Source organism: Roseovarius albus (assembly GCF_900172335.1).
Taxonomy (GTDB): Bacteria; Pseudomonadota; Alphaproteobacteria; order Rhodobacterales; family Rhodobacteraceae; genus Roseovarius; species Roseovarius albus.
Window position 1 is genome coordinate 33,682 of the sequence record NZ_FWFX01000011.1, and the last position, 21,115, is coordinate 54,796.

Consider the following 21,115-nt stretch of genomic DNA (forward strand, 5'->3'; position numbering starts at 1 on the left):
AGATTTGTTTCACATCATGCACGACTAGAATACGACGCATGGAGAAACCGAAAATGCCAGAAAAGGACGAAAAATCTATAGGTGATGGACTCATTTGCCATGTTTGCAAAGGATCTTTTAGCGCGTCGCAAGTAAGGCCATGGATTTCCGTCCGTCCCGGCGTGTCAGAACTGATCGCCGAAAGGGTTACAGGATGGCAAAACGGTTGCGTCATTTGCCACAACGATCTTGCAGAATATCGCCGACAATACGTTGAGCAATTGCTTGAGGAAGAGCGAGGAGAGTTGGGCGACCTGGAACATCAGGTCATTGACAGCCTACATTCAGGCCAGCTGGTTTCGCGCAATCCGGAAAGCGAGTTGGAAGAAAGGTCCACTTTTGGGGGGCGCACCGCAGACAAAGTTGCCGAATTTGGCGGCAGCTGGACTTTCATCGGGATCTTCGCGTCTGTTTTGATCTTATGGATGGCAGTAAATGTTGTCGGTCTCTTAAAGGCTCCTTTCGACCCCTACCCTTTCATCTTACTGAATTTGGTGCTGTCCAGCCTCGCTGCCTTCCAAGCACCAGTCATTATGATGAGCCAGAGGCGACAAGAGACAAAAGACAGGCTGCGTGCAGAGAATGATTATCGCGTGAATATGAAAGCTGAACTTGAGATCCGCCAGCTTCACGAAAAAATCGACCACCAACTGGCGCGCCAGTGGGAGAAGCTCGCCGAACTGCAGCAAATCCAAATTGAGCTTCTGGAAGAACGCCTTGATGAGCACTGATCGGTGAACTGCGTGCGATCCAAAGGAAGTTAACGGGGAACAGGCGCAAACTTAACTAACGCAAGATCTAGTGAAGTTGGAGAATATCCGGAATACAGTGCTTTCTGTGTTCTGGCGGAGTTGTTTTGCCATCAGATCGCCGTTGCCGATGCGAGCCTTTCTTTAACCCAAGCTTCGGATGCTTAAGGGAACCGGAGACAACAAACGGCCATGGGCTTCGCGACAGTGGCTTGCCAATGGGGCGCGGCTCTCCTGTCACGTCGATTGTTTCTTTCCCTAAATTCACATCTCCATTGACAACCACTTGCACCTTGTCAGTTTCAAGCGCGGCCTCTCGGATGGTGATATTTCCGCGATCAAATCGCAGTGGAGCGCGCAAACATGCGATCGGCGCAACCTTGCCATGGGCGTCCGTAAACAGCCAAGGAAAGACACCCAGCCCCGCCAAGTTTATCAATCGGGTGTGGATTTTTCCGTTTCGCATTGAAACCAAGATGTTGCCTGATGCGGTGTCGGTAAACCCCTTGATTGACTTATGGGCTCCAGAAAGATTGAACGTCGCGTTTAGGATCCCACTGCCACGCTTTTTGATATGTAACTCTTTGAGAATGGTGCCAAAGTTCCATCCGCCTGCGTTTCCTTTGACTTTGACGATATCGGGATGATTTTTGAGATCAACCGAGCCAGTCACATCGAAGTGGCCACCGTCATATTCAAACTTTACCGGCCCAAGCTGGGCCTTGTCAATTTTCAAGATGAATTCGGTTTTGACGGCTGATGTGCCGACCACACCTTCGATCTTTTTAAGATCTATCGCCACATCCATATCTAAGCCCGATTGCAGCATTTGTGTGGTCACAGGCTCAAGCGTCACGTTGCTGAATATGCTGTCCGGTTTTTTCTTGCCCCCATCCGAGGGGCTCAATTCGCGGATCATTGCGGTGATGTGTTTTACATCAATCAATCTGACAAGGCTGCTTGTGATCTGCCCCCCCATATGGGGGGGCGATTGATCGAGCTTTGCGGTCAAGGACATGTTCAGATCTGATTTCGCGACAGATAGCTGTGTCTGCGACTGCCATTTTGTCCCGTCGTTCGAAAGCTTGGTACCGAATTTGATTTTTCCTGTTGAGACCGGGGGAAGTTTCAACGCGGAGAGCAGTTTTGCGCCGGAAGGCACATCCGCTGTAACATCAAATGTATTGTCCGAGAGCTTGAGCAAATTGCCCGATGCAGCCGTGACATCCAGTTGCAACACATCGGTGCCTTGGGATTTTGCCGTAAAATTGGAAAGTGCCAGTGTTTTGCTGTCGCCACTCAGGTGGAACCCTCCAACCACCTTGCCCAACATTTCCGAATTCTGGAACTGCCCTGGCTTCAGCAGTATGACTGTGGGCAGGTCTATCGTCGCATCAAATTCGATGTCCTTTACTTGAAAAGCATCACCAATAGAGCCGTCGAACACGACAAAGTAAGAACCGGGCGGCCCGATGCGCAATCCCACCTTGCCTAAGTCCAATAAACCATCGGATGTGATCTTGATTTGTGAAACCGTGATCGGGGGCGCCCCTTTGCCATGGGTATTAAGAACAAATCCGTTGGTCTGGACTTTCATCTTGCGCAGCGGGATGCCATCAGGCTGCGCCGTCAGATCCATTTCAAAACCGGTCAACTTCAGATCGCGACGCAGCTTTGCAGGTGACGGCATCTGATCCGAAGGATAGAGACTGATATCCACCTCAAGGGTCGCATCGTTTAAATCACGCAACTCCCCAAGATCACCGGTAAGAGTGACACTTTCACCGCTGTCAAGCGACACCTTCAGGTCAAGCCCGCCAAGGCTCTGCTTGCCGTTCAACGAGTTGAAAGTCGCATTCGCGGTCCCTTTCCCAGAAATCGTTTTTTGAAGCTTGAGAATATCCAATAGCTCAGCCAGCTCACGAACTTCGGTGGAAATTTTCGCCGTGAACCCGGATCCATACCCATCGGGGGCTGGGGCACCGTCAATCTGCAAATCAATCTGGTCGGACGTTGCCGTGATTGAGAACGGTTGATTGGCCTGGAATGTCCCTTCAAGCGAAAGGTCTTGCTCATTCAGATTGCCCTTGGCGGTCAGCGTCCATGGCGCTCCAACTTCTTTTTGAGCGGCGACAGCTGTCGAGAGTTGCAAGTCAAAATCAAGCCCGTTGTCGGCGTTTTGATAGATCAGCTCGAAGTCAGAGAGCTTTATCTGGCGATCTGTTATCACCTCCTGCAAGGTTTCGCTCAGGCTCGAAAATTCAAATCCTTTTGCATCCTGATCCGCTGAATCCGTTTCAGGGGGGGCTGTGGAATCATGTCCTCCCGAACGCATCTCAATCTTTGCGCCATCGGCGTGCACGTCGCTCAGCCGGACCTCTTTACTCAGCATGGCCCGCCAATCGAGTGCAAAGCCAAGTTTATCGACCTTCACCAGATCCGCGCTGGCTGTGGTATCGGTCGAAACGATCAGATCTTTGGCCACAACAAACAATCTCTCATCAATAGAGAGATCAACGCCGCCAACGATGCTGACGTTTTGATTCAGACGTTCCGACAAAATCCGAGCGACGAGCAGCCCTCTTGGTTCTGCAAAAAATATCGAGAATGCCAATAGCCATATTAACAGGATCATTAGCCCTGCGAATATTACAGTCACGATTGCAAAACGCTTGATCGATTTCATGGTCAAATGGGCACCTGTTGACTTAATACGTCCAAGTATAGGCCGAATAGTTGAAAACACACCACTTTTACGCGTGAAATTGACGCGGAAAACTTCTGGATCAGCTCAAGCTTTCTGTGTTTCGGAGAAGAGACAAATGCACAAAGCCGAATTCATGCTTGATGGTGTAACACTCTATAAAGCATACTGAACAGGCTATAAGCGAGTATCAGTATCTTGAGCCGTGAAACTGCGATTTTTTAGAGTACTGAAAATTTGGGATATATCCGATGTTAAAAATGAAACGTGCATTTATCATTCTGACCGCTGCGGCTTTGCTTCCGAACGCCACTTTAGCGAGCACTGGCGAATGTGCTCCGATGTCCGGTGTACTTGATGTCATCCAACCCGAGGGTTCGGGAGCCAACATCAACCAAGCAAGATTGGTTCAAGAAGTTGGAATTGCTTCTGATAGCACAATTGAAACCAAATTATTGGCAGGCGAGCTTCGGGATAGTCTTCCCGGCAATCCGGAAACTATAATCGCCGACCTGATGATCACAGCATATTGTGAGTATCTGATGACATCGCAAAGCGACGTTGCGCTGGACGAGTCTGTAGAGAACTATCAAAAAGCCCTTTACAATGATGTCTTGGTCGATCCCGGCGACACGGTTTCCTATTCAGACAGCCGCCCAGAAGGCTGGCTCTGGGGCAACTAGGCAGGCGCGGAAACCATAACGAGCCGGTCCGCCGGGCGGGTTTTCTGCCCGTCCCATCGAATGTGCCAGTCGGATAAGGATCCCGATTTATTCTTGATTAGAGACCAACGCATCAGAGGCGTGTCGCTATGCGCAGGATCAAACACTGGCTCACATCGCCAACGGGTTTCAGCAGCATTGCTGCCCATGCCCTCTGAAATCAAGCAAATCCCGGTCGCCTGTCCCTCCTTCGCCGCCAATTGCAACCGTCGCCCGGCGGTCAGGCTCAGGGGTTGATTCAGCTCAATCACGACACAAGCCACACTGCCGTCACGCAACGCCTCTTCCATCACGGCCAGGGCTTCAGTCTGATCCTTCGCCTGCGCCAGCAACACCTGTGCCGGATCCAGCAACGACACCAGTCCAGTGGGGTTAAGCGTCTCAGCACGCCAAGCTTGGCGAATCCACAAAACATTGCCCTGACCAAAAGAAGCCGCAATGGCCGCAAATCCAGTAGCAGCACTGCCGCACACCTCGTGCACGCGGGCTTTTCGCAAGGGAAAATGTGTCGAAAGATCTAATCGCATGACAGCCAATTTAGCCAAACCAATGCCGGACTTCAAAGCCTCAGAGTCGCAAGTCTGCTCTTAGAGCTGGGCCTTTCCCCGGCAATGTTTGGCAATCTCACGGTTCAGCAGGCCGGTTTCGACCAATTGGCAGCGATCACGCGCCTCATAGTAATAACCGCGGGCGTACCACATCACCGCCTCGTCCATATTACCATCAGACACCAACCAAGCCCCGCGCAGGTATTTCACCGCCCAACGCAGGTTGGTTTCTGCATCCAAGAGGTCATTCGGCTTGCCCTTGAATCCCATTTGCCCGGCCGTCGCTGGCAGGATCTGCATCATTCCGTAATACGGCCCGTTGCGGGCATGCGGGCGATAATCACTTTCCCGCTGGATCACCTTGTGTACCAAGGGGCGCGGCACCTCGTACAGGTCGGCATATTCATTGATCAACAGGCGGATTTCAGGGGTTTCACCGGGGTAAAGACCAACCCGATCCACCGTATCTTTTTGCCCGCCTCCACAGGCCGACAGCACCAAAGCTAGCCACAGAACACCCCATTTGAATTGCATATCGCCACTCCGTTTTTCACTGTCCATAACAGCCTCGGTCAATTGGGCAAGCTCCCGAATTAATCCGAAGGCCTTCTGGCAATAATTCACTCAAATTGTTCATGGCGCGCGTCCCAATACAAAACTACCCGTAACGCCTCCCTGCCAGTATTTGGGCATCCGAATGTACAAAGAATAACTACCCCGCAACAAGAGCAAGGCATGCATTATTAACCGCACTCAGGAAGATGCAGGACTAACAATTCATATACTCGAAAACTGCAGGTGTGCCCCCGCGCTGGAAATGGTTTTTGGAGCACAAAGCGCTCTCCATCTAGTGGGATCGCAAAGCCACCTGCTCATTTTTCACCAGTTCAGCCATTGCCGCGACGTGGATTTCCAGAGCATCGATCACCGGATAGCCGGGGTCCCGTCCATCAAAGGCTAAACCCAGGTCGGTTCCTGCCAGCAAAATCGCATCGGCCTGCTGAGTGGCAATCATGCCCTGCCCCGCTGCAAACAGTATGTCCCGGTCCGCATCAGTACACTCACCGGACAGCGCAACCCGCATATAAGTGTCCCCCAACCCGACCAAGCCTTCTTCCGGTACAATCGCTTCAACCTGCTGCAAGCACCTGAAAAGCCGGGTTTGCAAAACCGGCGGGCTGCCCAGCAAACCTACGCGATTAATGCCGTTCTGAGCACAATAGAAATCTATTGGCTCTATCGCACTCATCAACGGCAGGGGCGACAAGGCCTTGACCTCGTCAAAACAGAAATGCCCGGTCAGTGCAGTTATGCTGGCCACGTCACAGCCCGCGGCTTTGAGCTGCCTGAGATGTCCTGCAAACACTTCGGCCTGTTCATCTCTGCGATCCGCCGGGGCGTTCTTTGCCAGAACGGACACATCGGCATGGGCAATCGTCAGCTTCAAAGGCAGGTCTTCTGCTTTAAAAAGCTCAACCAACCGCCGATAATACTCAATAGTTGCGGCAGGTCCGATTCCGCCAATCAGTCCGATATGCATCTTAGCTTCCTTCCGATCATTGCCTAATACGTCGCTCGGTCTGTTGTACCCACATCCGGTCATCATCTGCCGCCACCGCATCCGGCACCACGATCTCAGGCAAGGCGTCCGCTGGCATCGGCGGTTGATAAGGGATCATCGGATTTTCGTCGGTCATTTCCAAAGGCATCGGCGCATCCATCGAGAGCTGGGAAGACGGCTATAACCCATGAGAGGGGCAAAGTCCCTCTCGGTCAATTCAATATGCAGCCAATCTGGTGCTTCTTCAGCCCAAGCTGCCCAGCGCCGCCTCTGCTTGATCGCCCAGCCAAGACACCATTTTCTTGTACGGCACCGGGCCATAGCTGATCCGCGCGACGCCCAGATCTGCCAGACGGCTGTTTTCGGGCGTGCCCGGCAAGGCGATGATGTTCACTGGTAAATCCGTGGCCGCGCACAGCCGCGCAATCATCGCTTCATCCTTGAGCGCCGGGGCAAAGAACCCGCTGGCGCCTGCGTCGGCAAAGGCCTTGGCACGAGTGATCGCCTCCTCCAGCATCGCCTCAGAATGATCCTCGGGCGCGGCTTTCAAAAACAAATCCGTGCGCGCGTTGATATAGGCGGGCACACCCGCGGCATCACAGGCGTCGCGCATGACACGCACGCGGGCCGCCTGCACATCTACCGCGTGCAGGTCTGAAGTACCAACCACCTGATCCTCGAAATTGAACCCGACCACACCCGTTTCCAAGGCACGCGTGACATTGGCCTTGATGCCCTCGGCCTCCACCGCATAGGCCCCCTCAAAGTCCAGCGAGACCGGCAAGTCGACCGCGCCAACGATCCGCGCCGCATTGGCCAATGCTTCCTCCAGTGGCATGTTCTGCCCATCGCCGTAGCCCTGCGCCATGGCCACCGGCGCACTGCCCGTGGCAATCGCTGCCGCCCCGGCCTCCGCCACCACACTGGCGCTGCCTGCATCCCAGATGTTGAACAGGATCACTGGCTGGCCTTTGACATGCAGAGTGGCAAAAGCCTTGGCTTTTTCGATTTGTGTCGTCATTTCAAATTCCGATCTTTTTCAAACTGATCTCAATCACACACAACACTGCAGAGCTAAAAACTATTCGACAACCTTGAATGGCCCGAACGAAGGTAAAATCTTTGGCACTACCGCACAGGTAATTCTGTCAGTCGTGTCTCCGGGGCAAACAGCTGATAGGCATGCAGATCCACCCATTCGACCAATTCCACCAGCCCCTGATGATTGGTCACGTGCAGGCGGTCCGTCGCGACACGCGCATTGTAGTAAAACGAACACGGCGTAGCCGCTTCTTGCCGAAAACCAGTGTACTCCCCGGCCCACTCAGTTCCGCCTTCATTCCTGAGCGTATAGGGATCCCCACCCTCGACTAGATAAAACCCCCACTCGCGCGGATCCTCATCCAACAGTCCCGCGTCAATGTTCTCGCAGGCGTTTTCCATATGCGACGCCTGCACATCTGTCACCGGCTGCACATCCGCCACGATCATCCGCCACCGCGTGGCCTGCCCCACGGTTTCAACAAACATCATGTCACTGGGCGGGGTGCCCAACATCTCAACCAGCAGAGAGCGCGGGAAACGGATCTCATCCGCAACCTTCTGCAGCTCGGCGATTGAACCCAGCGCCGCCGCATAGGCATCGGCGACAATCGCCTCGGAATATTGGCTTTTGGGGACATTCAGCGACGGCGAATGAAACCCCAGACGCGCAGTAGGGTGCAGGGCACGTTTGGGCTGGACCCCGCGATCAGATTCCGAGTGATAACTGCCGCCCATAAAAGCCACGGCACAGGCCGACATGCAGACATCCCCTGCTTCGACCAGTGTGCCATATCCCGCGCGGTTCAACACCTGCGCCATTTTCACGCCTTCGGCGAAATTACCGCCTTCGCTGTTCAGACACACGCTGTCATAGGGGTAATCGGCCATATAGTAGAATTGGTTGGTCTTCGTTATCTCAGCCTCAAACCTCTCAATTGCCAGCTCCAAGGCCTGCGCATCCCCTGTCGTCACAGCCCCTTCGAATTTCAGCACGCAAGCAGAACCATCGGTGACCCCTGTGTGCCGCCATTCCCCCGCGTACGCGAAACCGCCCAACGCCAGCAAAGCGACTGCAATCCCACCCAAGACAGAAAGTTTGGACACGTTGAATTCTCCTAACTGGCCGGATCTACAGTCGCACACTCCACTGCATAGGCTGACAGCTCCCGCCCTACGCCACTGTCCCCGGTCTTGTCGGAAATCCGGTCAAAAAACGGACCATAGACAAAGGCGTATTTACGCGCGGTCTCGCAGAAATAGTCATCCAGAAGCCCCGCCTCACACAGCCCGCTGGACCGGCAGAACCCCACCTGCGTGTAAAAACTATCCACCTGCAGTAATGCACGCTGAATATCGGCATCACGGCCCGCCCGGAACACACTGGCATCCAGCAGAGCCTCATAGGCGCGCTCTGACACGCTGGTATTGCGGAAAATACCCACCAAATCGCCCTGCCCGGCCCAAAACTCCGCCAGCGCATGACGCGCTTCCAGCATGTCGGCATTGGCATATTGTTCGATGTAGGAGATTGAGCGGCTTTTCTTGCCACTGGCCCGCGCATCGACGCGGTCATAGACATATTGCGCGACACCAAAGACCGCGATCACCAAGGTCACCACCTTGGCCATGCTGTCAAATCGGGAAGGTTTGTCCGCCTCGGTCTGGGGTTCGCTCTCCTGCGGCCCGGCCTCAGTCTTTTTGTTCAAGACGGCACCCATTCGGATAGAAGGCATAAAGCGCATCCGCGCCGGCGACATCCAAATTCGCCAAACAGGCCAGATCGTCCTTGCTCAGTGCTACCACAGCATCCGGCGCCTGATCATCCGCAACCGAGACATCCGGCGCGCTGTTCAAGACCATGTTTGCAAGGCTCACCTGTCCACCGCCATCGCCTGAGCAATCCTCAACCGCGATAAACGCCACATCACCACTGTCAAAACTGTAGTCCGCGCTGTGCGACATGACGCAAGCCAGACGTTCGCCTGTGATCAGGAAATGGCTGTCATCTTCTGCGACACCAGCAACCGGCATCAGCATCATTGACGCAATGAAAACAGATAATCTGTTAGGATGCATTGGGCCCTCTTTGATAAATCTCTGCACAAAGAAGAGCATAGCGCGCGCTTCTGTCAATAGGCATCCCTCTCAAGTGCGCAGACAATGCGTCACCAGTATTGACATATGTCCTTTGCTCCTGCTGAGTATGCCCAACCATATATGCCAGCATGCCTCCAATGACCGATCACAAAGCCTTTGTCTTATCCCTGCCCCGCGAAATGCTCTCGGCCCTGAACACAGCCGAGGATGCGCCGGGCCTGCGTCATCTGGCCGGGCATTTAGGGTTGATCTTATTCCTCGGCTGCTGGATCGCCTTTGGCTGGCCCCTGTGGCAACTGGCATTGGTGGTACAGGGCATCGCCATTTGCTTTCTGTTCACGTTGGAACATGAAGCCACGCACAAAACCCCCTTCAAAACCGTCTGGATCAACGAATGGGTCGGGCGCATCTGCGGCTTGATGATCTTTCTGCCCTTTGAATGGTTCCGCTATTTCCATCTGGCGCATCACCGCTTTACCAACATCCCCGGCAAAGACCCCGAGCTGATCGCTGGGGCCAAGCCCGAGGGCCTTGGCAACTACATTGTCCATATCACCGGCATCCCCTATTGGGTCGACACCATCGACAAAACCATCGGCAACGCCTTTGGACGCGAACCTGGCGATTACGTCCCTGAACGCGCTCGTGTACGCGTCAGAATGGAGGCGAAATACATGCTGGTGATCTATGGCGTCGCACTTGCCAGCCTGTTTGTGACACAGCTGTTGTGGTGGGTCTGGCTACTGCCCTGCCTGCTGGGCCAGCCGTTCCTGAGGCTGTATCTGTTGGCCGAACACGGCCGCTGCGCCTTTGTCGCCAACATGTTCGAAAACACCCGCACTACCTATACCAACCGGATTGTGCGCTTTCTGGCATGGAACATGCCCTATCATGTCGAACATCACACCCTTCCGCAGGTCCCGTTCCACAAACTGCCCGATCTGCATGATCACATGCAGGGCCACCATCAGGTAACCTCTGGCGGATACCGCGAGTTCACCAAAGAATACCTCGCCAACTTGCGCTAGAGCTTGCACAGCCGCCGCAAGCGGGGTAACTCGCATTTGACGCTGATACAGGTATGCCCAATGGACGATCTCAAGAACAAATATCTGACCGCAATCGCCGATGCTGCCGATGAAAACGCGCTCGAAGAGCTGCGCGTGCAGGCCGTTGGCAAAAAGGGCGAAGTCAGCCTGAAGATGCGTGAGTTGGGTAAGATGACACCGGAAGAGCGTCAGGTTGCTGGCCCCGCGTTGAATGCGCTCAAGGATGAGATCAACTCGGCGCTGGCCGCAAAGAAGGCTGGCTTGGCCGATGCCGCGCTGGACGAACGCCTGCGCACCGAATGCCTGGACGTGACCCTGCCCGCGCGGACCGAGCGCCGCGGCACCATTCACCCGATCAGTCAGGTGACTGAGGAGGTCACCGCGATCTTTGCCGACATGGGCTTTGCCGTGGCCGAGGGGCCGCAGTTGGAAAGCGACTGGTTCAACTTTGACGCCCTGAACATCCCCGGCCACCACCCGGCCCGCGCGGAGATGGACACATTTTACACCCACCGGGCCGAGGGCGACGAGCGCCCGCCACACGTGTTGCGCACGCACACGTCGCCGGTACAGATCCGCTCGATGCAAGCCCAAGGCGCGCCCATCCGCGTGATCGCCCCGGGCCGCGTCTATCGCGCCGATTACGATCAGACCCACACGCCAATGTTCCATCAGGTCGAAGGGCTGGCCATCGACAAAGACATCTCCATGGCCAACCTGAAATGGGTGTTGGAAGAGTTCGTCAAAGCCTTCTTTGAGGTCGACGATGTCGAGCTGCGCTTCCGCGCCTCGCACTTCCCCTTCACCGAGCCTTCGGCCGAGGTTGACATCCGCTGTTCCTGGGAAGGCGGCACCGTCAAAGTGGGCGAAGGCGACGACTGGCTTGAGGTTCTGGGTTCGGGCATGGTCCACCCCAAGGTACTGGAAGCCGCCAACATCGACCCCAACGAATATCAGGGCTTTGCCTTTGGCGTCGGCATTGACCGCATCGCCATGCTGAAATACGGCATCCCCGACCTGCGCGCCTTCTTTGATTCCGACCTGCGCTGGCTGCGCCACTACGGCTTCTCGGCCCTCGACGTGCCAACGTTGCATGGTGGTTTGAGCTGGTAATGTGGTTTCTGGGCACCCAGATTGCCCGCTATTACAACTGGTGTATGGATGTGCCTTCACACCCTCCGTTGTGGCGGGTAATCCTATATTTTTCATTCAGCGTCATTGCGTCTATTCCCCCGTTGTACATGCTATCCATGCCATATTTAGGGGCATATTTTGCAATTTCTCACACCACGATAGTTGCGGCTTTTCTCTTGTTCGTCTGGGGCCGGATCAAACATTTTGAAAAACAGTGGCAGACAGACAAGTCGATACACACCCCAAATACTCAGACTTCATTCAAAAAGAAATAGCGCGGAATCAAGGCCGCAGGCCGCCGCGCGTATCGCCAGACCGCCCGCAAGGGCTGGCGATTTTGCAATGGGTACGGCACGCACCTCCTCTCACGGATTTGGCACAAATAAACCGGCCTACGAACCCACACATCGCCATCCCGCGGTCTGGCTTGGCCGGGTGTTGTAAAGAGGGACTGGGTTGAAGCCCGACCTACAGGCGCGTGCCCCCACAGAGATGTGACATGACATTACACATCTGATCCGCCATGTCTGGGCGCATGATACGTAATGCCCTTTTTGCCCTTTTCCTGTCTGCCACACCGGCCTTTGCCGTGGGCCTGCAAGAGGGCACCTGCCATGCCGAGGTGCCCTGCCCCCTCGGTGACCGCTCTTACCATGTGCTGGAACCCGACAGCTGGGACGGCACATCCCCCCTGCCCGTGCTGCTGCACTTCCACGGCTGGGCGCGACAGGGCACTCTGATCGTCAAACATGGTCGCATCGCCGGGGCCACGCGCAAGCGCGGCGTGCTGCTGGTCGCCCCCAACGGGCTGGGCAAAAGCTGGAACTTCTGGCGCCCGGAAACCGAAGACGTGCCCTTTGCGCAGGCCGTGCTGAAGGATGTCGCCAAGCGCTATCCCATCGACCAAAGCAAAATCTACGTCTCGGGCTACTCCTTTGGCTCCGCCATGGCCTGGCGCTATGCCTGTGAAAACGGCAACCAAGTCTCCGCCCTCTTAGCGGTCGCGGGAACGCTGGACCAATACGTACAATGCCCCCAAGCCCCGGCAGAGGTCCGCCATGTCCATGGCACATCAGACACGGTGATGGATTTCCCATTTGGCCCGAATGGCGACACCACTTATCCCGTGGCCCTGTGGCGGTCCAAATTCCACTGCGGCCCCGGCACTGATCGGGGCGATTGGAGCATCACCAAACATGACACCTTCACCCGCACCACATGGGACAGTTGCGCCAAAGGTAAGGTCACGCTGGACGTCCACAGCCGCGGGCATTTCATTCCCCGCGGCTGGATCGCACGTCAGCTGGATGAATTGCTGGAGTTAAAACCCAGCTATCCCTGATCAGTGTCCCGTCAGAACCAGATTTTGAACCGGCAACAACAACGCTTGAATGCGCAGGATCGCCGCATGGACAAGGCCAACGGTATCAACCATGTGCAAAAAGAGCCATTTGCCCGTGCTCATTTCCTCGGAATGCAGGCGGTCATGATTGTTGGTGTAGACATTCGCAATGCATTTGCTACCGCGTGACACCAGCTTGGTTCCACCTTCGAACAGCGGCTCCATATAGACGTTGAGCGTACCGGGGCGTGCCCGGTCCTGAACATCCAATAGCTGATCAGAGGGCCGGAATTGCCCTGAAGGAATATAGTCGGTCACCCCGACAACTTTCATCGGAATGATCGTGAATGGCAGCGACATGCAGGTGATTTCGGCCAGCATCCCCGGCTTGATCACCTGCGCGGACAGTTGGCTGAAACCAGCCTGAAACCGGCCTTCCCCCACATCCGGCGGCACCAAAACACCAGCCGGGCGCAGGATCGGATTGACAATATCACCGGGTTGCAGCGCAAACTGCTCAACCGTGCCGTCGACCAACGCGTAGATCACCGTTTTTTCCAGTTCGGTCTGCGCCTGTTTCAATGAAGCTAGCGCCGTTGCTTTGGCAGCCGGCAGTGAGATCTCAACCTCTGCCTCAACCGCCTTGAGCTGCGCCTTCGCCGCGTCCAACGCCCCTTGCCGAGTTTCCACAACATTTTCCAGCTTCTCGACATCTCTCGTGTTCACGGCTGTTGAGCCCTGGTCCAATAAGGTCTGCCGTACGGCAAGTTCTTCTTTCGCCTGATCCAAGGCGCCTTTTGCTTGTGCTACCACACCTCGTGCGGCGGCAAGATCGGCTTCCGCCACATTGAATTGGGCCAAGACTTCTTCGATTTGGCGCTCAGCTGTTTCAACCGCCGCACGCTGCGAAGACGCATCGAGCGAGAACAAAGGATCACCTGCATTCACTTCCTGATTATTGATCACGTAAACTTCTTCGACCCGCCCACCGCTTTCGGACAAGATGGTTACGGTTCTGAAGAACGAGGACACATTGGTGGTCGATGGGTGATAATAGAAGACGACCGTCACCAACGAGATTGTCAGCATCAGGCAGGTCACGATGCCATAGCGTAGCTCGTACCAGACAGAAAACAGCGTGATCTCATGACCAATCCGCTTGCCCTGCCTGTACCGGCGAAACATGTAATCCGGAAAGATCGTGAGCATTGAGCAAAAGATAAATTCTAACATACCTTAGCCCTCCGCCTTGGTGGTTTCATCGGGCGCATCCATGGCAGCCACCGTTTCGGTTTCAGCCGCGAGGGTTTCTCGTGAATCGAGTTTTTCGGCCATACTTTTTAGAGACTCGGACATCGATGTCAGCAAGCCCTCGTAATCCGGCAACTGGATGGAGGCCAAAATCAACGCTGCAATCCAGAAGAAGTTATTATGGGTAAACAGCGCAATTAACCCCAAGATGGCAACCACTTGGAACTGCGTATGGTTAGAATGATGCGCCATCTGTTCTGGCAATGAATGCAGCTTGAGGTAAAAGACCCCAAGCAACAAAATCAAAACCACGACAAAAACTGTTATCCCGACGAATAATACATCCGTTTCTCCGGGTGCCGTAATATAAAACGGCAAATGCGGAGCTGTCGCCTCATGAGCTTGATCAGCCATAATGTCCCCAAAATATTTATACGTTCGTATCCCGCTTCTATTGTGCAGGTTTTGCCCGTCAACAAAAGAAAAAACGCCCGGATTAGTTTCCGGGCGTCTTTTTGTTTAATAATTTGAAACGCTTGGTCAGTCGATCATCGGGATCAATTTGCTGACGCTGTCTTTGGCATCGCCATAGAACATGCGGGTGTTCTCTTTGTAGAACAGCGGGTTTTCGATGCCGGAGTACCCAGTACCCTGACCACGCTTGGACACAAACACCTGTTTCGCCTTCCAGCACTCCAGAACCGGCATGCCGGCGATGGGGCTGTTTGGGTCATCCTGCGCCGCAGGGTTCACGATGTCATTTGACCCGATGACGATGGCCACGTCTGTGTCTGGGAAGTCATCGTTGATCTCATCCATCTCCAGCACGATGTCATAAGGCACCTTGGCTTCGGCCAGAAGCACATTCATGTGCCCGGGCAGACGACCCGCCACCGGATGGATGGCGAAACGCACGTTCTTGCCTTTAGCCCGCAGCTTGCTGGTGATCTCGCTCACCGCTTGCTGTGCTTGTGCCACGGCCATGCCGTAGCCCGGAATAATGACGATGTTATCCGCCTCATTCAGGGCTGCTGCCACACCTTCAGCCTCGATCGCGATCTGCTCGCCTTCAACGGCCATCTGCTCACCCGCAGGGCCACCAAAGCCGCCTAGGATCACGCTGATGAACGAGCGGTTCATCGCCTTACACATGATGTAAGACAGGATCGCACCCGAGGAACCGACCAGCGCACCAACAACAATCAACAGGTCGTTGCCAAGGCTGAAACCAATCGCCGCCGCGGCCCAGCCGGAATACGAGTTGAGCATCGACACCACCACCGGCATGTCGGCGCCACCGATGCCCATGATCAGGTGATAGCCGATGAACAGCGCCGCCAGAGTCATCAGGAACAGCGGGAAGAAACCACCAGTGTTGAAGTACCAGATCAGGCAGATCAGCGACAAACCAGCGGCTGACGCATTCAGGATATGCCCACCGGGCAGCTTTTCCGCCGCCGAGGTCACCTTGCCCGCCAGTTTGCCATAGGCAATCACGGATCCGGTAAAAGTCACCGCACCGATGAAGATGCCCAGGAACAGTTCCACCCGAAGGATCGAGAGTTCGGTCGATGTCTTCTTGGCAATAAGTTTGGCAAAGGTTCCAAGGTTCGAAAGATCTGCATCTTTTGCAGAATCCGCAATCGCCATCACTTCAGCGACATTGCCAATTTCAAAATGTGCGATGAAACCGACAAAGACCGCGGCCAGACCCACCAAAGAGTGCATCGCCGCAACCAGCTGTGGCATCTCGGTCATCTGCACGCGTTGCGCCACATAAGTCCCGATAAAGCCACCGCCAGCGATCAGCAGCAGCGACAAAAGCCACAGGCCAGATCCGGGTCCGATAATCGTTGCAAAGACCGCAAGCGCCATGCCCGCAATGCCGTACCAAACCGCACGTTTGGCGCTTTCTTGTCCGGACAAGCCACCCAGAGACAGGATGAAAAGAACGGCGGCCACCACGTAAGCGGCTGTAGTAAAACCATAATCCATTATTCTGACCCTTTACGACTTTTGGAACATGGCGAGCATGCGCCGTGTCACGAGGAACCCACCGAAGATGTTGATCCCCGCCATGAAGACCGACAGCGCCGCCAGCAAGATCACCAGGAACGAGCCTGAGCCAATCTGCATCAACGCCCCCAGAATGATGATCGACGAGATCGCATTCGTCACCGCCATCAATGGCGTGTGCAGCGAGTGCGACACGTTCCAGATCACTTGGAAGCCGACAAAGACCGCCAGAACAAACACGATAAAGTGCTGCATAAAGCTGGCCGGCGCCACCAGGCCCACACCCAGCAACAACACAGCCCCAATCCCCAGCAAGGTGACTTGGCTCTTGGTTTGTGCCTTGAATGCCGCAGCTTCCTGCGCCAGTTTCTCTTCGCGGGTCAGTTCTTTGGGCGCTTCCGCCTTCGGCTGGGCCGCAATCGCCTGCACTTTCGGCGGCGGTGGCGGGAAGGTGATTTCACCTTCAAACGTCACAGTTGCACCGCGAATAACGTCGTCTTCCATGTCATGGTTGATCTGACCGTCCTTCTCTGGCGTCAGGTCGGTCATCATGTGGCGAATGTTGGTGGCATAAAGCGTCGAGCTTTGCGCCGCCATCCGGCTTGGGAAGTCGGTATAGCCGATAATGGTGACGCCGTTGTCGGTCACAATCTTCTCGTCCATGACGGTCAGCTTACAGTTGCCGCCTTTTTCCGCCGCAAGGTCCACGATAACAGAGCCCGGCTTCATCGCCGCAACCATATCTTCGGTCCACAGCTCTGGCGCTTCGCGGTTCGGGATCAGGGCCGTGGTGATGACGATATCAACCTCAGGCGCCAGTTCACGGAACTTGGCCAGCTGCGCCTCGCGGAACTCTGGCGAAGACACCGAGGCATAGCCGCCCGTGGCCGCGCCATCGGTCTGCTCTTCCTCAAAATCAAGGAAGACAAACTCGGCGCCCATCGATTCAACCTGCTCGGCCACCTCTGGACGCACATCAAACGCTAGCGTGATCGCACCCAGAGAGGTCGAAGTGCCAATCGCGGCCAGACCAGCCACACCGGCACCGACAACCAGAACTTTCGCCGGGGGCACCTTGCCCGCCGCCGTGATCTGACCGGTAAAGAACCGGCCAAAGTTGTTCCCGGCCTCAATGACAGCGCGATACCCTGCGATGTTTGCCATCGACGACAGCGCGTCCATCTTCTGCGCACGGCTGATACGTGGCACCATTTCCATGGCGATCACATTCGCGCCTTTGGATTTGGCCAACTCCATCCCCTCTTCATTCCCACCCGGGTTGAAGAACGAGATCAGCGTTTTGTCCTTGTTCAGACGCTTCAGTTCCGTCGCATCTGGCTGACGTACTTTCGTAACAATATCACAGGCCTTCCACAGGGCGGCAGGTGTCTTGATCACCTCAACCCCGGCGGCCTCGTAATCTGCATCCGAGAAACCGGCGCTTGCACCTGCACCCGTCTCAATCGCGCATTCATATCCCAGCTTTTGTAACTGCTTGGCTGAGTCAGGTGTCATTGCCACCCGGTTCTCACCGTCCATCACCTCTTTAGGCGTTCCGATCTTCAAAACTGCGTCCCTCCGTGTCTTGCGTCGTCTTGTCCTGATGTTGGGCCCTGAACAAGATGTCGCTTCATAGCTTCAGGCGTCGTTATTTCACAGCGTTTCCAAAGATGCGACAGCCAGTTTTTCTAAATGCCTAGGGCCAATGCCTATATTTTAGGCAGCGATCTGGATTCATCCTTAAACACGGCGGCAAAACCCACGTTTAGGATACAATTGGATACAAAAAGGACGCTCAAACACGGTTTTTTGACCAGAACCAACATCGAACTCACCAAGATCCTAGACTCAGGGAATCACCCTGTCCGACCTGTTTGATCATCAATATGATACCTTTACTCGCTGCAGTGATCGTCGTTCCACGCCCTAAAACCAACGTCGCGTCTTCAAACTATACCGGGCAAATTCAGCCCGAAACTTGCGACGCAAACGGTTTTCTTCGGGAATGACAAAACGTGTCTCAAGCACCCATAAAAGGATCGGCACAAGCGGCAATGACAGCACCGCATTCCATTTCAGAATGCAACCCAGTAAGATTAGACAATCACCCAGATAGATCGGATTGCGTGACCACTTGAAGATCCCGCTTTGAATCAAGCGCTCAGCCTCGCGATGGGGAATGACCGTCGTGCGATGTGTGCGAAACTCTCGTATCGCCATTGCAATCAGCACCAGCCCCCCACCGACACATACCCCCCCAGCAAATCCCGACCAAGCACCACCAAAGTTAAGATCTGTAGACAGGTAGGTTGCTTGCCCCCAAGCTAGAGCTAGGAAAAGGACCAGCCAAATGGGCGGTAGATCAATGAACCTGCGCATTTGTTTTTCCTTTCATCTGCGTCAGTAGAGGAACTATGCTCGAGTAATGATGAAAATGCAGGGCGTCACTTTGGCGCTGCTGAAAGGATCTGCATGATACGGGATGACTTCAACAAATTCTGCGCGACCTTCCATGCCACCAACCATGTGGTGCAATGGGGCAATGCCGATGTGTGGAAAGTGGGCACCAAGGTCTTTGCCATCTGCGGCTGGAACGACGGGCGCGATGCTTTCACTTTTAAGGCGTCCGAAATTGCCTATGAGGTTCTGCAGGATCAGCCCGGTATCCGCCCTGCCCCTTATCTTGCCTCGCGGGGGATGAAGTGGTTGCAGGTCTATGATGAACCGGGACTCAGCGACGCTGAGCTTAAGAACCACATTGCGCAGTCCTATCAGATGGCCGCGGCCAATCTGACTAAGAAGAAGCGCATGGAATTAGGGATCATTCTCGACAGTGAGGCTAGTAGCGAAAAAACGTGGACCTGCACCAACTAAGGTCGCAAGTCCACGTCGCCCGGCAAGGTCACTTCTACAATATGGCGAAAACGTTTACGCCGTCTTAAGGGACCAACTGTTTTGCCCTGCTGCCCACGCGCGCGCTGCCTCACCAAAGGCCTCAAACAAAGGCCTGCTCACCGGATCATTGGCTGCGTTCCACTCCGGATGCCATTGCACCGACAGGGCAAACCCCTTGGAATTACGGATATAAATCGCCTCGGGCGTGCCATCGGGCGCATGGCCATCAATCACCACATCCTTGCCCGGCGTGACAATCCCCTGCCCGTGCAGGGTGTTGGTCATCACCTCTTGCGCCCCCATCAGCCTGTCAAACACACCGCCAGGGGTGAAATGCACCACATGGCGGAGGGCAAATTTCTCCTCCAGCGTGCCATCGGGGGGCATGCGGTGATTTTCGCGTCCCGGAATCTCGCGGATTTCCGGATGCAACGTGCCACCCATTGCAACGTTCACTTCTTGAAATCCCCGGCAGATGCCCAAAACTGGCTGCCCCCGCTCCACGCAGGCCCGCACCAATGGAAGGGTGATCGCATCGCGCGCCCGGTCAAAATCACCGTGGGCTGCGGTGGCGGATTGCCCGTATTCCTCAGGGTGCACGTTGGGTCGCCCCCCGGTCAGCAGAAACCCGTCGCAGGCTTCCAGCAACTCATCCACCGACACATATCGTGGATCACTTGGCACAATCAGCGGCAAACATCCCGACACGCCGGAAACTGACTCTGATAACATCGTGCCCCCGGCATGCACCGGGTATTCGTTTTCAAGCAGATAAGAATTACCAATAATACCAATGATCGGTCGGGACATGAGAAGCCTTGCGCAAGTTTCGTTATCCAGACGCTACCGCGATCAAGGCATTATGAAAACCTGAAATCCTGCACATGTCATCGCGCGCAGGCGCAGACTGACGCATGCTTTACGCTGTTAATGCAATCACAGCTACACCCGCCGACATCAGCACTGCCGCCGCAGACCGACGTTTCCAATTGCCTTCCTTGAAGATCACAAACCCAATCACCGCTGCAAAAATCACCGAGGTTTCACGCAACGCCGACACCGCGCCCAGCGGTGCAAAGTTCTTGGCATAGAGCACCAGCCCATAGGCCACCATCGACACCAGACCACCCGCCAGACCAATCACCCAAGTCTGCGTCGAAATCGTCGCCAACATATGCCGCCGCCGAATGCCGATAAAACCGGCAATGATGATATGCAAAAAAGCCCCCCAGGCCCAGTATGACAGCGTATTGCCCGACAGGCGCACGCCGATCCCGTCAAACACGGAATAGATCGAGATGCACAGCCCGGTGCCCAGCGCAAACATCAACGCATTACGATCAAAGCCAGAGGTCAGCGCCTTCCAGCTCGACAGCGGGATCGCCGCCGCAATCAGCGCAATCCCAAACCACGCCGCCAGCGGCAGCAGCTCGCCGACTAAAATCATCGCCCAGATCGCCACCAGCGCCGGGACAATCCCCCGCGCAATCGGATAGACCACGCTGGAATCGCCATACCGATAGGCCCAGTTCAGCATGTAGTAATAACAAAAATGCGTCCCCGTCGAGAACAGGATATAGAGAAAGCTCTCATAGCTCGGCAGCGGCAAAAACACCGCCATGATCCCACCCGCCACACATTGCGCAAGGGCAATCATACCCAACGTCACCGTCCGGTCCGCCGACGATTTCACGATGGCATTCCACGTCGCATGCAAAAGCGCTGCAAACAGGATGATGGCAACAACCGAAAGCGTCATTGGACTATCCCCGCTGTGTAACAGATCGATGACAGCGCCCTTAGGAGGGCTTTCACCAGACCACAAGCCCCTCGTATAAGTCCAGTTAATAGATGAACGGGCGATATGCGGGCAAAGCAGTCGCTGCTCATCTAAGTCAGATCAATGTTGGCGTACAAGCTCAAGGCGCACGTGGTTGAAGAGTCACTCGCCCCCGAGAAAATGG

At 55.1% G+C, this 21,115-nt stretch carries 22 protein-coding genes; 6 read left to right on the plus strand and 16 right to left on the minus strand.

The annotated features are described in order from the left end of the window. Nucleotides 1-38 precede the first annotated feature (38 nt). Nucleotides 39-770, plus strand: coding sequence for a DUF1003 domain-containing protein (locus ROA7450_RS15375; protein WP_234999550.1), 732 nt, complete (start codon nucleotides 39-41; stop codon nucleotides 768-770). Between the two features lie 67 nt (nucleotides 771-837). Here ROA7450_RS15375 and ROA7450_RS15380 read toward each other — a convergent pair whose 3' ends face one another. Further along, nucleotides 838-3,348, minus strand: a complete 2,511-nt coding sequence (locus tag ROA7450_RS15380; protein WP_234999551.1) for an AsmA family protein — start codon at nucleotides 3,346-3,348, stop codon at nucleotides 838-840. Nucleotides 3,349-3,752: 404 nt separating this feature from the next. Here ROA7450_RS15380 and ROA7450_RS15385 point away from each other — a divergent pair, with 404 nt between their 5' ends. Continuing rightward, nucleotides 3,753-4,175, plus strand: a complete 423-nt coding sequence (locus ROA7450_RS15385; protein ID WP_143534487.1) for a hypothetical protein — start codon at nucleotides 3,753-3,755, stop codon at nucleotides 4,173-4,175. On the opposite strand, the gene ROA7450_RS15390 is transcribed toward ROA7450_RS15385, so the two are convergent. The 8 genes from ROA7450_RS15390 to ROA7450_RS15425 form a co-directional block, all read right to left on the minus strand. After that, the gene (locus tag ROA7450_RS15390; protein WP_085806949.1) at nucleotides 4,172-4,741 is read right to left on the minus strand and encodes an ImuA family protein; all 570 of its coding nucleotides are present in this window, start codon (nucleotides 4,739-4,741) and stop codon (nucleotides 4,172-4,174) included. The two genes, ROA7450_RS15385 and ROA7450_RS15390, sit on opposite strands and share 4 nt — an antisense overlap. Nucleotides 4,742-4,801: 60 nt before the next feature. Then, complete coding sequence (locus tag ROA7450_RS15395) at nucleotides 4,802-5,296, minus strand: transglycosylase SLT domain-containing protein (protein ID WP_085806950.1); 495 nt, start codon at nucleotides 5,294-5,296, stop codon at nucleotides 4,802-4,804. A 313-nt stretch (nucleotides 5,297-5,609) separates the two neighbouring features. Beyond that, nucleotides 5,610-6,302, minus strand: coding sequence for an aspartate/glutamate racemase family protein (locus ROA7450_RS15400; RefSeq protein ID WP_085806807.1), 693 nt, complete (start codon nucleotides 6,300-6,302; stop codon nucleotides 5,610-5,612). Between the two features lie 16 nt (nucleotides 6,303-6,318). After that, nucleotides 6,319-6,483, minus strand: a complete 165-nt coding sequence (locus tag ROA7450_RS15405; RefSeq protein WP_200812973.1) for a hypothetical protein — start codon at nucleotides 6,481-6,483, stop codon at nucleotides 6,319-6,321. 84 nt (nucleotides 6,484-6,567) lie between these two features. After that, a complete protein-coding gene (locus ROA7450_RS15410) occupies nucleotides 6,568-7,344 on the minus strand; it encodes an isocitrate lyase/PEP mutase family protein (protein WP_085806809.1) in 777 nt (258 codons plus the stop codon). 107 nt (nucleotides 7,345-7,451) lie between these two features. Next, nucleotides 7,452-8,471 carry a COG3904 family protein gene (locus ROA7450_RS15415; protein ID WP_085806811.1) on the minus strand — a complete coding sequence of 340 codons (1,020 nt, stop codon included), beginning with the start codon at nucleotides 8,469-8,471 and terminating at the stop codon, nucleotides 7,452-7,454. Between the two features lie 11 nt (nucleotides 8,472-8,482). Beyond that, nucleotides 8,483-9,073: a hypothetical protein gene (locus tag ROA7450_RS15420; protein ID WP_143534488.1), complete on the minus strand. Its 591-nt coding sequence runs from the start codon at nucleotides 9,071-9,073 to the stop codon at nucleotides 8,483-8,485. Continuing rightward, entirely contained in the window at nucleotides 9,057-9,443 is a 387-nt protein-coding gene (locus tag ROA7450_RS15425) for a hypothetical protein (RefSeq protein WP_143534489.1), read from the minus strand. Before ROA7450_RS15425 ends, ROA7450_RS15420 begins: the two co-directional genes overlap by 17 nt. Nucleotides 9,444-9,601: 158 nt before the next feature. Between ROA7450_RS15425 and ROA7450_RS15430 the strand changes: the two genes are divergently transcribed. The 3 genes from ROA7450_RS15430 to ROA7450_RS15445 all read left to right on the plus strand — a co-directional run bounded on the left by ROA7450_RS15430 (nucleotide 9,602) and on the right by ROA7450_RS15445 (nucleotide 12,989). Further along, entirely contained in the window at nucleotides 9,602-10,492 is an 891-nt protein-coding gene (locus ROA7450_RS15430) for a fatty acid desaturase (RefSeq protein WP_234999553.1), read from the plus strand. Between the two features lie 60 nt (nucleotides 10,493-10,552). Further along, a complete protein-coding gene (gene pheS, locus ROA7450_RS15435; RefSeq protein WP_085806819.1) occupies nucleotides 10,553-11,626 on the plus strand; it encodes a phenylalanine--tRNA ligase subunit alpha in 1,074 nt (357 codons plus the stop codon). Between the two features lie 556 nt (nucleotides 11,627-12,182). Next, nucleotides 12,183-12,989, plus strand: a complete 807-nt coding sequence (locus tag ROA7450_RS15445) for a CE1 family esterase (RefSeq protein ID WP_085806951.1) — start codon at nucleotides 12,183-12,185, stop codon at nucleotides 12,987-12,989. Here the strand turns inward: ROA7450_RS15445 and ROA7450_RS15450 are convergent, their stop codons facing one another. The 5 genes from ROA7450_RS15450 to ROA7450_RS15470 form a co-directional block, all read right to left on the minus strand. After that, on the minus strand, nucleotides 12,990-14,198 hold the full coding sequence (locus ROA7450_RS15450; protein ID WP_306372435.1) for an HlyD family secretion protein: 1,209 nt from the start codon (nucleotides 14,196-14,198) through the stop codon (nucleotides 12,990-12,992). Between the two features lie 27 nt (nucleotides 14,199-14,225). Further along, nucleotides 14,226-14,654 carry a hypothetical protein gene (locus tag ROA7450_RS15455; protein ID WP_085806825.1) on the minus strand — a complete coding sequence of 143 codons (429 nt, stop codon included), beginning with the start codon at nucleotides 14,652-14,654 and terminating at the stop codon, nucleotides 14,226-14,228. Between the two features lie 126 nt (nucleotides 14,655-14,780). Continuing rightward, complete coding sequence (locus ROA7450_RS15460) at nucleotides 14,781-16,235, minus strand: NAD(P)(+) transhydrogenase (Re/Si-specific) subunit beta (RefSeq protein WP_085806827.1); 1,455 nt, start codon at nucleotides 16,233-16,235, stop codon at nucleotides 14,781-14,783. Nucleotides 16,236-16,247: 12 nt separating this feature from the next. Next, nucleotides 16,248-17,822: a Re/Si-specific NAD(P)(+) transhydrogenase subunit alpha gene (locus ROA7450_RS15465; protein ID WP_085806828.1), complete on the minus strand. Its 1,575-nt coding sequence runs from the start codon at nucleotides 17,820-17,822 to the stop codon at nucleotides 16,248-16,250. Between the two features lie 360 nt (nucleotides 17,823-18,182). Next, complete coding sequence (locus tag ROA7450_RS15470; protein ID WP_085806830.1) at nucleotides 18,183-18,635, minus strand: methyltransferase family protein; 453 nt, start codon at nucleotides 18,633-18,635, stop codon at nucleotides 18,183-18,185. A gap of 93 nt (nucleotides 18,636-18,728) precedes the next feature. Here ROA7450_RS15470 and ROA7450_RS15475 point away from each other — a divergent pair, with 93 nt between their 5' ends. After that, nucleotides 18,729-19,130 carry an MmcQ/YjbR family DNA-binding protein gene (locus ROA7450_RS15475; RefSeq protein WP_085806832.1) on the plus strand — a complete coding sequence of 134 codons (402 nt, stop codon included), beginning with the start codon at nucleotides 18,729-18,731 and terminating at the stop codon, nucleotides 19,128-19,130. 54 nt (nucleotides 19,131-19,184) lie between these two features. Here ROA7450_RS15475 and ROA7450_RS15480 read toward each other — a convergent pair whose 3' ends face one another. Together ROA7450_RS15480 and ROA7450_RS15485 are read right to left on the minus strand one after the other, a co-directional pair. Further along, on the minus strand, nucleotides 19,185-19,961 hold the full coding sequence (locus ROA7450_RS15480) for a gamma-glutamyl-gamma-aminobutyrate hydrolase family protein (RefSeq protein WP_085806834.1): 777 nt from the start codon (nucleotides 19,959-19,961) through the stop codon (nucleotides 19,185-19,187). Between the two features lie 109 nt (nucleotides 19,962-20,070). Continuing rightward, a complete protein-coding gene (locus ROA7450_RS15485; RefSeq protein ID WP_085806836.1) occupies nucleotides 20,071-20,910 on the minus strand; it encodes a DMT family transporter in 840 nt (279 codons plus the stop codon). Nucleotides 20,911-21,115: the final 205 nt, after the last annotated feature.